9 protein-coding genes are annotated in these 12,860 nt (G+C 61.5%); 1 reads left to right on the forward strand and 8 read right to left on the reverse strand.

The features are described from left to right. Positions 1 to 145 precede the first annotated feature (145 nt). From RTP54_RS25275 to RTP54_RS25310, 8 genes are all read right to left on the reverse strand, one after another. Positions 146 to 3,955 carry an Ig-like domain-containing protein gene (locus RTP54_RS25275; RefSeq protein ID WP_312366342.1) on the reverse strand — a complete coding sequence of 1,270 codons (3,810 nt, stop codon included), beginning with the start codon at positions 3,953 to 3,955 and terminating at the stop codon, positions 146 to 148. 807 nt (positions 3,956 to 4,762) lie between these two features. After that, positions 4,763 to 5,290, reverse strand: a complete 528-nt coding sequence (locus RTP54_RS25280; protein ID WP_112805608.1) for a chromate transporter — start codon at positions 5,288 to 5,290, stop codon at positions 4,763 to 4,765. After that, positions 5,283 to 5,864 (reverse strand): chromate transporter, encoded by a 582-nt coding sequence (locus RTP54_RS25285; RefSeq protein ID WP_312366344.1) that lies wholly within the window; start codon positions 5,862 to 5,864, stop codon positions 5,283 to 5,285. The genes RTP54_RS25280 and RTP54_RS25285 overlap by 8 nt, the downstream gene beginning before the upstream one ends. Continuing rightward, the gene (locus tag RTP54_RS25290) at positions 5,854 to 7,482 is read right to left on the reverse strand and encodes an ABC transporter ATP-binding protein (protein WP_312366346.1); all 1,629 of its coding nucleotides are present in this window, start codon (positions 7,480 to 7,482) and stop codon (positions 5,854 to 5,856) included. The genes RTP54_RS25285 and RTP54_RS25290 overlap by 11 nt, the downstream gene beginning before the upstream one ends. Continuing rightward, on the reverse strand, positions 7,479 to 8,438 hold the full coding sequence (locus RTP54_RS25295) for an ABC transporter permease (RefSeq protein ID WP_312366348.1): 960 nt from the start codon (positions 8,436 to 8,438) through the stop codon (positions 7,479 to 7,481). The genes RTP54_RS25290 and RTP54_RS25295 overlap by 4 nt, the downstream gene beginning before the upstream one ends. Further along, the gene (locus RTP54_RS25300; RefSeq protein WP_112833835.1) at positions 8,404 to 9,321 is read right to left on the reverse strand and encodes an ABC transporter permease; all 918 of its coding nucleotides are present in this window, start codon (positions 9,319 to 9,321) and stop codon (positions 8,404 to 8,406) included. Before RTP54_RS25300 ends, RTP54_RS25295 begins: the two co-directional genes overlap by 35 nt. A 94-nt stretch (positions 9,322 to 9,415) precedes the next feature. Next, positions 9,416 to 10,888, reverse strand: a complete 1,473-nt coding sequence (locus RTP54_RS25305; RefSeq protein ID WP_312366350.1) for an ABC transporter substrate-binding protein — start codon at positions 10,886 to 10,888, stop codon at positions 9,416 to 9,418. An 81-nt stretch (positions 10,889 to 10,969) separates the two neighbouring features. Continuing rightward, the gene (locus RTP54_RS25310; RefSeq protein ID WP_112817884.1) at positions 10,970 to 11,599 is read right to left on the reverse strand and encodes an RraA family protein; all 630 of its coding nucleotides are present in this window, start codon (positions 11,597 to 11,599) and stop codon (positions 10,970 to 10,972) included. Positions 11,600 to 11,720: 121 nt separating this feature from the next. Here RTP54_RS25310 and RTP54_RS25315 point away from each other — a divergent pair, with 121 nt between their 5' ends. Continuing rightward, a complete protein-coding gene (locus RTP54_RS25315; protein ID WP_312366352.1) occupies positions 11,721 to 12,626 on the forward strand; it encodes a LysR family transcriptional regulator in 906 nt (301 codons plus the stop codon). Positions 12,627 to 12,860 lie beyond the last annotated feature (234 nt).

A 12,860-nucleotide genomic window follows, 5' to 3' on the forward strand; every position in this document is an offset into this window, starting at 1 on the left:
TGGATCTGAAGCGAAGGTTGGCTCCGCGGACCGGGAAAACCGGGATGCCATCCACGGACACGCAACGACCAGCCTGTTCCGGGTCTCCAGGGCTCTGCTACGACCGAGAGTTGACCGACAGACCTCTCGCCTTCACCGGTATCCATCACATTCTACCGCTTATTCCCACCTTCGCTCCAACTGACTTTTCACCGTTACCTTCGACATTGAGCAGCAGTCCTGCATCGATCGCCCACCCTTGCGTGGCATTGATCGACAGTCCGGCGGAAAGCGAGCCAAAAACACCCTCGCCATCAAGCTCGGAGTATCCGACCGTGCCGGCGAGCCTGGGGGTCAGGGTCAGGTCGCTCTCAAGGGTGAACTGTCGGGCAATCTCCGCCCTCAGGCTGACCCGCAGCTGTTCTTCGGTGAAGCCCTCGATGTCGATGGCGTTGCCGGCGCCATTCTTCACCCCATAATCGTCAACCGTTTCGGAGAAGTAGACGGCCCGCAACGCCGGTGTGAACACGGTGACGTCATCCAGCTGCCACTGCCCCTTGATCGCGGTGTCCATGAGCAAGCGGCGGGTGCCGAACGTGCCGTCCCAGGCGTTCGCATCGATGGTGTTGGACGATCCGCCATAAAGCAGGCTCGTATCCCAGAAGATGCCCTTGCCGATTTCGAAGGAGGCATGGGGACCGGCCAGCCAGCCATTGCCGAAAAGCTCCATATCCTCGTCGGTCGGATCGGTCATCCGGTCATAGTGGAAGGACAGCCCGAGCAGCGCTTTCTCCGACAGCAGATAGTCCGCGCCGAGCGAGACCATGCCGAAGTTGCCCCACCTGTCGTCTTCGTCCTTGCGGCGGTGCATCAGGACTGTGCCGTCGAGCCAGATGTTGAATGGCGAGATTTCCGCCTGCTCAATGCCATCGGCCCTGTCGCGGGCTGCCTTCATTTGGGCAAGGCTGGTGGAAAAGCCAAGTGTCACGCCATCGGTCGAGGGTGTCATGCGGCTGGTCAGCGTCTCGGTGCCCGCGGCCATCCGCCGACGGTCGATCAGGCCCGGCACCTTGATGGTCGAAGCGATCAGGTTCTGGCGTGTCTGCAAGAAGTCTCGCACCAGCGCATTGATCTCCTCGGCGTGCTTGGAGGCATCAAAGGCGAGCTTGTAGGTCACCGTCCCCGTGTTGGAAGCACCAAGCGCGCTGACGAGACGGAAGCCGATGCGCACCTGGCCGGAATAGGCCTTGTTGGGGATAAATTTCAGATACCAGCCGACCGGAGGAGCGGCTGGGCCAACCTGTGCCAGTTCTCCCTGGATTATGGACGCGGTCCCGGCATGCTCCGGCTCCACGAAGGTCGCTTCGGCCCCGATGAACGGACCGCCGGTGGCGCCGCTATTGAGATAGACGTCCGATGGTGCCGATCCGGCCGGGACATCGACCACCTTGTCGGTGACTGTGATGGCGATGGCGCGAACGTTGAGGGTGTAGTTTACCGTTCCCGTTGCGCCGTTGTTGTCGCGAACCCCGATCGTGAAGGCATAATCGCCTCCGGCGTCAGCTGCGAGTGGACCCGTCAGTTCGCCTGTTGAGATGTTCAGGATCATTCCTTTGGGCAATGTTCCGGATGCAAGGCGATAAAGCAGCGGAGCCGCTCCGCCTTCAGCAGAGATCGGCTGGCTGTAGGCCTCGCCCGCCATCGCCTGCCGGAGAGATCCACTGGATGGCGAAAAGACGAGGATCGGTTGCGTGACTGTGATCGTCACAGTCGCCGCTGTGGACGGCCCCGTAGCGTTGGAGGCAATGTAGGTGAAGCTGTCGACACCGGAATAGCCCGGGGCCGGTGTGTAGGTAATCGCAAGTCCGGAGACCGTTGCGATGCCGTGTGCCGGCCGGGTACCGATGGAAAGTGTGTCGGCGGCACCGCCGCCGAGGTTCAGCGGTATCGAATTGCCAGTAGAGTTTGCGGCAACAGTCGCATTTGAATCGCTTGAGGTCGGAGCGGGGACCACGATTGTAATCGAATAGGCCGACGTCCCCACGGCACCATTGGCATCGGTTGCCGTCACGGTGAAATCATTGGCCCCGGCGGTGGTTGGCACACCGGAGATGGTGCCCGTCGCGCCGTCGAACTTGAGGCCCTCAGGAAGCCCGCCCGAAGTGACGTCATAACGAGTAACCGGCGCTGCGGTCGCGGCAATGATCGTGAGCCCGTTATAGGGCGTTCCGACGGTTCCACGCGGCAGCGCGCCGGCCACAGGCGAAAAGACGAACGTCGGTTGCTCGACGGTGATTGTCACCACGCCCGGGGGAGAGTCCCCAAAGGGATTGCTGATCCTGTATCCGAAACGCACTTCGCCGGCCGCGTGGCCCGGCGGTGTATAGGTTACGACGGTACCCGCCACGGCAGTCACACCGTCCGCGGGCGGGCTGACAAGGGTGGCTGCCGTAAACGGTCCGCCGGTCGCTCCGGCCGCAAGGTCAATCGCGACAGCAACACCGGCGGCGGTCTTTGCGCCATGCGCGGTGACCGTCGGCACCGGCGCCGGCATCACGGTGACGGTCACAGTGGCGGGCGCGGAAGTTCCATCGGGGCCGGAAGCCACATAGGTGAAACTGTCCGTGCCGAAGAAATTGGCAGCGGGCGTATAGACCAGGACGTTCGGCAAACTGACGGACACCGTGCCGTGCGCTGGCGCCCTGTCGATCGCGATTTCTGCGATGACCCCGCTATCGTTCCGGGTCACGAAGATGTTGGCGGAGCTGTTGGCCGCCATGCGCTGTGTGTCGTCGGTCGCCACCGGAGCGGGCCTTCCAAGGACATTGATCGTCACACGCGCTGTATTCGAAACGCCGCCGGGGCCTACGGCCTGGTAGGTAAAAGTATCTGTGCCCTTGAACGGCCTGCCGCTTCCGTCCTCGCCCCGCTCATATGTTCCCGTTCCGTCCGCGAGAAAGCTGAATCCTCTCAAATGCTGGGGCTGGCTTTGCATCCTGAACTGGAAGGGTCCGGCTCCTGTAGCGAGGAGGCTGAAGCCCAGTCTCGTTTCCTCTGGCTTCATCTCAAATGTGAGGTCTTGCGCAACCGGGGGCGGGGGGTCTCCGACAGTCACTGTCACACGTGCTGGCAGGGAGGTCCCTGACGCATCCGTCACTGTATAGGTGAAACTATCGATGCCGTAAAAGCCTGGCCGCGGCTTGTAGCTGATCGTGATGCCGCTCGCCACGGCATCACCGTTGGCCGGGGAACTGGCCACTGCCACCGAGACTGGTGTGCCTTCGATGATGCGCAATGGCACCTGCACCTCGTCGCTATCATAGGCAACGTCCAATGCGACATCACCGACAACCGGCAAGCTGTCGTCGACGGAAAGTTTGTAGAGTCGATACTCATAAAAAGCTCCGTTCTTGGAGTACATGTTGACTACGACCAGCACCGAATGTTCGCCTGGATCGCGCGCCGTACCCGACAGCAAGCCCGATCGCGACAGGGTCATGCCAGCTGGCAGCCGGCCGCTATCTATGGCGATATCATAGGGCTGGCGGGCGCCGCTAACCTGCATCTGTTGCGAATAGAAGGTACCGCTTGTCGCGTGCGGTAATGTGAGCGGCGATATCGTGATATTCGGACGGATGAGCATAATATAGGCTCGCTCACCGGTGTTGCCTTGGCTGTCGCGGACACCAATCGTAAAGCTGTAATGGTCATAGCGACTTGGGGTGCCGCTGAGACCGCCCTCGGGAGAGAGACGCAGGCCGTCCGGCAGTTCGCCATATTTCAGGCTGAATGTATAAGTGCCAGCGCCGCCAGCCGCGGTGAAAGCTGCGCTGTAAGATGAACCTGCCATTCCGGAGTTAAGATATACAACGCTAGGAGAGATCGTAATGGGCGCCGCCAGTGAAATCGTCGGAACAATCAAGAAAATGAGCACTGAGACCAGAATAGCCCGCAGGTCCAGAAGTCCTATCTGCATCACGCAATTCCCCGATCCAGCTTGATCTCGTGCAAAGAGTGATGCCCTCACGACCATCGAGTATTTGGTGAGGTTAAACTCCCAAGGGTTCTCTTGCGCTTCGGGCTGGCTTCTCACGTCTGTCGCGGCAAAAAAATACGGCAGATGCCGTACTTCGACCGCATGGGGTCGGCTCACCCTACCCATGCAATCATGATGGGGATCGGCACAATTTTAGACGCAGCTTCGATCCTGATCGTAGCGACTGGAGCCAAGACGTCCGACGCTGTCGCAAGGCTTCTGAAGGACCAGGTGACCCTAAACCTCCCAGCGTCCGCTTTGAGAAAGCACCCTGACGTGACTGTCCTGGTCGACCCTGCTGCGTTCAGCAAAGCAGATTGAGATCGGACGCTATCGAAGCAGAGTCCGCTCTTGGGAGCCTGCAAACTCGATATCTGCCCCCCTCCAATGAGCGCACCAGGCGGCCGGGCCAGTTGGCGGTTAGAAGGGTCACCGCAGGAGGTACAGCGTAGCGCCGACCAGCGGCCGGGAACTGGTACCGTGGGCAAGCCGCAGCCGCCTGGATGAGGGATGCCACCCATTCGCGCTACCGACCATTTCGAGCCTTCGTTCGCCGTTCGCGTCAGAAGGATACGAACAGCATCCGATATCATCGCTGATATGATTGAAGACGATGCTCACAGCGTCAGGCGTGCCCCCTCACGGGTGTTGAAGAATGGCCCTTCCCTTGCTCAAAGTGGGCAGATGCGGGTTTTTATACGACGCGTCTGCTTTGGAGAACCGGGCGCCTGATCCAATGAGGAACCGTCATCCTAATAGCCACCCGGCCAATCCACCGGCAGCAATGATCAATAGGATCGGTATGCGTGGCACTCCCATCACCGCGGCCGCTGCGGCAGCCGCGGTAGCCGCGGTGAAACCCACAGCGCCGGAGAGTTGCAGTATCGAAACCACGCCGGCAATGATCAGTCCGGTCCCGACCGGCGCGAGGCCTTCGCGCATGGCACGATGCCAGGCTTTTTCGCGGTGGGCGCTCGTCAGCCTGAACACTGCATAGCAAAGCAGCGAGGACGGAGCGAATAGCGCAAGCGACGCGACCACCGCTCCTCCCCAGCCAGCGATCTTCCAGCCGACCAGGGTCGCGAGCATCGTTCCAGGGCCGGGAGCGGCACGCGAAATCGCAAACAGCTCGACAAATTCGCGTGAACTGAGCCACGCCCGTGCCCGCACGACCTCACCTTCCATGCCGGAGATGATGCTGGCGCCGCCGCCGATGGAAATCAGCGAAAACGGAATGAAGACAGCGAGAAGTCCGAGATAGGCATCGTCACGCATCGGATTTGACACGCCCCCAGCTGAGCGCGACGCTGATCGGCGCGATAACGGCTGCGACCAGCAACAAGGGCAGTTTCAGGACGGCGACGGCTATCGTCGTCGCAGCGACAATGGCAAGACCTGAAACATGCCGTGCGGCCCGTCGCGTACCTTTCCAGCAGATGACGAGAAGCAGACCGCTGGCGCTGGCTGCAATGCCCGTGAGCACACCCTCGAGTTCGGCCAGGTCGTGCACGTGGTCGACGATCGCGCTCATACCGATCACGGCGAAGAAAGGTCCGATGAGGAAGCCGAATGTGGCCACGACCGCGCCGAGGGGGCCACGCAACTGCTCCCCCATGCAGACCACCAGATTGACAACGTTCGCCCCGGGCAGCATCTGCGAGATCGCCAGGCTGCTGGCGAAATCGTCCTCGCTGATCCAGCCGCGCCGCTCGACGAACTCCCGATGCAGCCAACCGGACAGACCACCGCCGAAGCTCAGCACGCCGATCTTCAGGCAGACGCCAAAGAGGGCCGGCAGGCTGGCGCCGCCTCCTGCTTGCCCGTTTTCCCGCTCGTCGTCAGGCTGCATTCGGAAGCTGTGCCATGCTCGCCGAAAGAAGCCGCTTCGTATAGTCGTGCTGCGGATTATCATAGACCGCCTCGGTCTTTCCCTGCTCGACGATGCGGCCGCGATACATCACCACCACGTCGGTTGCGAAATCGCGCACCAGCGCCAGATCGTGGGCGATGAAGATGTAGGACAAACCGAGCTCGCTGCGCAGCTGCTTCAACAGATCGATGACCTGCGCCTGGACAGAAACGTCGAGTGCCGAGACGGCCTCGTCGCACACGATGACCTCGGGCTTGAGGGCAAGTGCGCGGGCGATCGCGATGCGCTGGCGCTGGCCGCCGGAAAACTGATGCGGATGTCGGTCGATGTGATCTGCGTTCAGGCCGACACGTTCGAGGAGGCCGATTACCCCGTCACGCCACTCGCGCTTCGGCAGCACGTCGGAATGGATCGCCCATGGTTCGGAGACGATCTGGGCGATCGTCATGCGCGGATTGAGGGAGGCCGTCGGATCTTGGAAAACAAACTGCATGCGCCGGCGGACCTTGAAGGTCTCACCCGGGCTCATGCCATGAAGATCGCTCCCATCGAAGCGGATCGTGCCTATGGTCGGCCTGTCGAGGCCAAGCAGCATTCTTGCCAGTGTCGATTTTCCGGAACCTGATTCGCCGACGATCCCCAACGTTTCGCCGCTGCGCAGCATGAAGCTCGCGTCATCAACGGCTCGGATTGCCTTCGGCCCGGCTTGCGCCGCCTTGCCCGGCTCGACGCCGTAGATCCGGGAAACCCCGTCGACGTCGAGCAGCACCCTGCCCTTCGCGTCGTGCGTGTTCGATTCGAAACCATGACGGCCGGGCATGGCGTCTAGCAATTTGCGCGTATAGGGGTGCTGGGGCGCGTTCATGATCGCATGAGCCGTTCCCGCCTCGACGATCCGCCCGCCTTGCATGACGACGACCCGGTCGGCGACCTTCTCGACAACGCCGAGATCGTGGGTGATGAGCACCATGCCCATGCCGCTCTCGGACTGCAGCTTCTTGAGCAACGCCAGCACCTGCGCCTGAACGGTAACATCGAGCGCGCTTGTCGGTTCGTCGGCGATCAAGAGCTCTGGTGCGAGCGCAATGGCCGACGCGATCATGATGCGCTGGCGCTGCCCGCCGGAGAACTGGTGCGGGTATTGCCGCGCCCGGCGCTCCGGGTCGTCGATGCCGACCTTGGCCAGGAGATCGATGACGCGGGCATGGGCCGTGGCCTTGTCGACGCCGTGCACACGCAGGGTCTCGGCAATCTGCCAGCCGATCGGGTAGACCGGATTGAGAGCCGCCAACGGGTCCTGGAAGATCATCGAAATCTTCTTGCCGTTGATCGCCCGGCGTTCTTCGCGCGAAGTCTTCAGCAGATCGCGCCCGCGATAGAGGATCTCTCCGCGCGAAATCACCGCCGGCGGCGTGTCGACCAGGTCGAGGACCGCCGATGCGCTGACGCTCTTTCCCGAGCCGCTCTCGCCCAGGATGGCGAGCGTTTCGCCCGGATTGATCGACCAACTGACATCATTGACCGCACGCACGGTCCCCACGCGGCTCGGGAACTCGATGCACAGGTTGCGGATTTCGAGAAGGGCCTGCTCGGTCATCGTACACCTGCTGATGTCTGGAAGCGCCAGCGTTCGACCGGGTCGGTTACCAGCCGGAGCCAATTGGAAAGGAGGTTCAACGCCATTGTCACCATCATGATCGCGACACCGGGCCAGAACGAAAGCCACCAGGCAGATCCGAGGTAGTTGCGGCCATCGGCCACCATCAGTCCCCAGGTCATCTCGGGCGGCTGGATGCCGATGCCGAGGAAGCTCAGGCCGGATTCCACCAGCATGACGAAAGCCATTTCGAGTGCCGCAAGATTGATGACCGTCGGCATCACCATGGGGGCAATGTGCCGGAACAGGATGCGGTTGGTGTTCGCGCCCATGGCAAGGGCGGCCGTGACGAACATTCGCTCCTTGATCTCGAGGACCTCGGCCCTGACGGTTCTGAGGAATATCGGAATGCGCGAAACCGCCAGCACCAGAATGACGTTCTCGACGCCGGGATCGAAGACGAACAGCACGATGACGGCGAGCAACATCGAGGGGAAGCTCATGATTGCGTCCGCAAGGCGCAGAAGGGTCGCGCTGATCCAGCCGCCCTTGTAGCCGGCGACGAGCCCGAGCGCGCCACCGATCGTCATCGACAGAAGGACGGCGCTGCTGGCGATCAGAATGGTGTTCTGGCTTGCAACGATGATGCGGGCAGCCAGGCTGCGCCCGAGCGCGTCCGCGCCGAGCACGAACCACCAACCCTTGTCGAGCGAGAACGGCGGCGCGTTGCGCGCCATCAGGTTGACGGCCCGCGCCTGGTCGGCCATCAGCCACGGCCCGAAGATCGTGCAGAAGAAAACGATCAGCAGCAGGATGGCCGATACGAAGGCAACCTTGTCCTGCCAGAGGAGCGCGGCGATCTGCCTCGCTGCGGCCGATCGGGCCGCAGGTTTCGCCTTGGCCACCCGTGGGGCGGCCATCTCAGTTATACCGGATGCGCGGGTCGACGACGGCATAGGTGATGTCCACAAGGATGTTGATGATGAAGACGGCAAGTGCTGTGACGAGCACGGCGGCCTGGATGACGGCGAAGTCGCGAAGCATGACGGAATCGATCATCAGCTTGCCGATGCCGGGAAAGCCGAACACGGTCTCGACGATGACGGCGCCGTTGACGATGCCGGCCGCCTGGTCGCTGGCAACCGTGATCACCGGCAGAAGTCCGTTGCGCAGCGCATGTACGAACACGATCGATCGCGATCCGACGCCTTTGGCCCGCGCCGTCTTTATGTAAGTCGACGACAGGGCCGTCATCATCGATGTACGAACGACCTGGACGAGCACGCCGGTCGGGCGCAGCGTCAGGACCGCCACCGGGAGGACCCAGTGCAAAACCGTTCCGGTACCCGACGTCGGCAGCAGGCGCAGCGTGACGGCAAACACCAGCACGCCGACGATGGCGACCCAGAAGTTGGGGGTGCTGGCGCCGAGCAGCGAGACGAAGCTGGCAAGCCGGTCAAAGGGCCCGCCTGGCTTGAAGGCGGCAAGCGAGCCTATGACGACCGCAAGCGCGATCACTAGCGGCATGGTGACGGCCGCAAGCATGAGGGTCGTCGGAAAGGCCTGAAGAACGACGTCGAGCGCCGGCCGCGAAAACTGCAGCGATTGCCCCATGTCGAGATGCATCAGGCCGACCATGAAGCGGCCGAACTGGAGATACAGCGGATCGTTGAAGCCGAGGCGTTCGTTGAACTGATGCCGGATCTCGGCGGACGCATCCTGCGGCAGATAAAGGTCGGCGGGCGAGCCGGTCATACGCGCCAGGAAGAACACGAGAATAATCAGGACGATGAGCGAGAACAGGCTCTGGAACGATCGCTTGAATATGAATGAACCCATATCAGCTCCTCCGCCGGATGTGGATTGAAGAATTGCCCGGAACCGGACGGAAACCTGCGGCGCCGGAGCATATCGCCCGGCGCCGCGCGCGTCTCTACTTCAGGGTCAGCTTTGCCAGTTGCAGTTCGACCGCGTTGGCGATGGTCGGCTGGAAGTCGAGCCTCGTGCCAACCCGCATATAGTTGACCATGTGGAACAGCGGCACGTCGGCCACCTTGTCCTCATAGATTCTGCGGAACACTTCCTGGTAGGTCTGGGCCCGCTTGTCGCCTTGCTCGGTACCGGCGAGCACGATCAGATTGTCGAGTTCGGGGTCGTGCAATTCGCTCTGGCGACCGTTTGAATGGTACTTGAAGAAGGCGGTGAAGGCCGCGTCTCCGCTGTTGTTGTCGTGCATCGTCAGAAAGATGTTAGGCTGGCGATCGGGAGCGAACGGCTTGTTGGCCATCTGCAGCCATTGCGACATTTCGAGATTGTCGAGCTTGATGTTCAAACCGACCTGCCGAAGCATTTCCGCCGCCGCTTCGACGAACTCGTTGCTGTTGGCAAACATAGCCGGGCGGCCGACCATGCGGATCTCGCGCGTCACGTCTACGCCGTCGGCCTTTGCCTGCGCGAGCAACGTCTTGGCCTCCTCCGGATCATAGGCCCAGGGCTTCAGGTTCGGATTGAAGCCGAGCACGTTGGGGCCGATCTGCTGCATGGCAAGCTGTGCCTTGTCGCTGACGATACTGCCGAGGAAGGCCTTGCGGTCGATGGCAAGGTTGATCGCCTTGCGCACACGCAGGTCGTTCAGCGGCGGAATGTCGACCGACAGGCGGAACATGGCGCTATCGGAGTTCGGATAGACCTTGTCCGTCGCCTCGTTGGTCGCATCCTGCGGCGCGATGGAGAAGGCGAGGTCCGCCTCGCCCGTCTCGACCATCGCCGCCGCCACCGAGGATTCAGTGCGCCAGACATAGGTTGCCTTGTCGATGACGGGTTTTTCGCCCCAATAGGCGTCGTCGCGGACGAGTACGACATTTTCGCCCTGCGTCCAGTGATCGAACCGGTAGGGGCCAGTGCCTACAGGCTTTGCGGTGTATTCGCCCATCGGTGTGTTGGGCGATGAAATCGCGAGCTGCGCCAGAAGTGTCGGCAGGATCGGGACAGGCGCCTTGGTGGTGAACTTCACCGTGTGGGCGTCCACCTCGCTTGCCGTCACATCAGTGCCGTCGAAATATTTAGTGCGGGTAATGCAGGTCAACTTCGGATCGACGGTGCGTTCCACCGAATGGATCACAGACTTGGCGTCGAAAGGAGCGCCGTCATGAAACTTGATGCCCTCGCGAAGCTTGAATACCCACTCGGTAGGCGAGGTCTGCTCCCAGCTTTCGGCCAGTCGCGGCAGGGTCGTGTTCTTGTCGTAGTCAAGCTCGACCAGCGTTTCGACGACATTCTGCTTGATGATGCGGCCGATGACGGAGCGCGGCGTTTCACACGGATCGAGCCGATCCGGTCCTGCGGGAAGCACGATCGTTACCGACGTGTTCGCCCCAGCCACCGCCATTCCGGCGGGCATTGCCATCGTTGTCGCCAACGCGACCGCAAACGATTTCCAAAGTTTCAAAGGCGTATCCTCCTCTTGCCTTGTCTCATGCCGTGCGTTTCAACCTTTCACCAGCTGAAGCCGCGCCTCCCTGAATTTTGCAATCTTGTCGCGTTCACGCTCCTCCTGGGCGCGAATGCCGGGAATTAATCCCGCGGCGATCGCCGGGGACAACGCAACAACGCCGTCATCGTCGCCAACAATCAGGTCCCCGGGATTGACGACCAGGCCGCCGATCGAGACGGGAACGTTGATCGCTCCCGGGCCATTCTTGTAGGGACCCCTGTGCGTCACGCCGCGGGCAAAACAGGGCAGGTCCGAGGCGCGGATGGCGGCGACGTCGCGGATCGCGCCGTCGATGACGAAGCCGGCGACTCCGATCGATTCCGCATGGGTCAGGATGATTTCGCCGATCAGGGCCTGACTGATATCGCCGCCGCCATCGACCACGATGACGTCACCCCGGCGCGCGACCTTCAGGGCGGCATGGATGGCGAGGTTGTCGCCGTGGCGGGTCTTGACCGTCAGCGCGGTGCCGATCAACTGGCCGCCCCGATGATAGGGCAAGATCCCGGTCGCACCCGGAAGGCGCTCCAGATTGTCACTGATGATGGACGTAGCGACGCTGCGGAACTGCGCCAGGAGTTCGGCGCCAACAGGCGCGGCTGTCGGGAATTCTTCGACTGACATGTTTCCTCCGATGAAGGCCATCCCAAGGCCTTCCTTCATGACAAACATCTAAACTTGCCAAGCGAAGCAAAAAAGCGATAAATTTCGTCCTATATAAATCGCTTTTATTCATGGAACGCCGATGTTCACCCTGAAGCAGATGGAAGCCCTCTATTGGGTCGCGACGCTCGGAAGCTTCGAAGCCGCGGCGTCCTATTTGAACGTCACCCAGTCGACGATCTCGAAGCGCATCGGCGAGCTGGAAAGCCGCTTCTCCGTCCCGCTATTCGACCGCTCCGCCCGGCAATCCGTGCTGACGTCCAAAGGGGGCGATATCCGGGATATCGCCGAGCAGATGCTGCGACTGAACGACCGGCTGGTGCTTACGGCGCGGGCGTCGGTGGCACCACCCCTGCGCTTCCGGCTCGGCGTAACAGATCTCGTCGCGCTGTCGTGGCTGCCGGAATTGCTGGCGACCATCATCGACCGGTACCCGGATATCAGCTTGGAGCCCGAGATCGACCTTACGGCGGGGCTCATGGAGCGCCTGACCGACCGTAAGATCGATTTCGTCATCTGCCCAAGGATCACCCAGCATCCACAGTTCATCAACATGCGGCTGGGAGAGATCGAGCTGGTGTGGATGGCGAGCCCGAAGCTTTGCGGCGACGATCAAGTTCTTAAGAATGACGAACTGCTGCGGTTTCCGCTTTTGATCCAGTCGACGGGCTCGATCTTGCGACCGATCCTCCACGATGTCATCGACAATCCGAAACTGCCTTTTGCCAAGACCATTTCATGCAACAACATGGCAGCGCTCGCCGAGCTTGCGGCTTTCGGCCTCGGGATCACGATCCTGCCGAAGGCTTTCTTCAGCAAATATGTCAGCGACGGACGGCTGCGCATCGTGAGAACTGCGATCGATCTGCCAAAGCTCGAATATTTCATCACCTATCGCAATGATTACAATGGCGCATTTTTTGAAGAGATCGCCGAACTCTGCCGCGCCCTTTGCGATTTCACGGGCCGAACGGCCTCGGCGGGTTAGCCTGAAATGAGCCCCCTCAGCTTCTGTTGAGTTTCGCGATGTGCCGTCCTAGCGGCAAAAACCGGGCCTGCTCTGTTTCCCGTTCGCCTCAACGAGGAACCGGCGATGCAACCTATACTAGCATCGCACCTGGCGACTCACGTAAAGGCCCTCGGTCCCGCGCGGCAATCAGTGCGGTAACCTGTTGCGCCAGCGCGTCACCCGGCGCGCCATCCGGCACTTGCGCTGACCGCC

Source organism: Ensifer sp. (assembly GCF_031989085.1).
GTDB lineage: Bacteria > Pseudomonadota > Alphaproteobacteria > Rhizobiales > Rhizobiaceae > Ensifer.

Coding starts and splice junctions, on each gene's coding strand:
- RTP54_RS25275 (WP_312366342.1), bottom strand. CDS start 3,955: ATGCAGATAGGACTTCTGGACCTGCGGGCTATTCTGGTCTCAGTGCTC.
- RTP54_RS25310 (WP_112817884.1), bottom strand. CDS start 11,599: ATGTCAGTCGAAGAATTCCCGACAGCCGCGCCTGTTGGCGCCGAACTC.
- RTP54_RS25285 (WP_312366344.1), bottom strand. CDS start 5,864: ATGCAGCCTGACGACGAGCGGGAAAACGGGCAAGCAGGAGGCGGCGCC.
- RTP54_RS25300 (WP_112833835.1), bottom strand. CDS start 9,321: ATGGGTTCATTCATATTCAAGCGATCGTTCCAGAGCCTGTTCTCGCTC.
- RTP54_RS25280 (WP_112805608.1), bottom strand. CDS start 5,290: ATGCGTGACGATGCCTATCTCGGACTTCTCGCTGTCTTCATTCCGTTT.
- RTP54_RS25315 (WP_312366352.1), top strand. CDS start 11,721: ATGTTCACCCTGAAGCAGATGGAAGCCCTCTATTGGGTCGCGACGCTC.
- RTP54_RS25290 (WP_312366346.1), bottom strand. CDS start 7,482: ATGACCGAGCAGGCCCTTCTCGAAATCCGCAACCTGTGCATCGAGTTC.
- RTP54_RS25295 (WP_312366348.1), bottom strand. CDS start 8,438: ATGCCGTCGTCGACCCGCGCATCCGGTATAACTGAGATGGCCGCCCCA.
- RTP54_RS25305 (WP_312366350.1), bottom strand. CDS start 10,888: ATGGCAATGCCCGCCGGAATGGCGGTGGCTGGGGCGAACACGTCGGTA.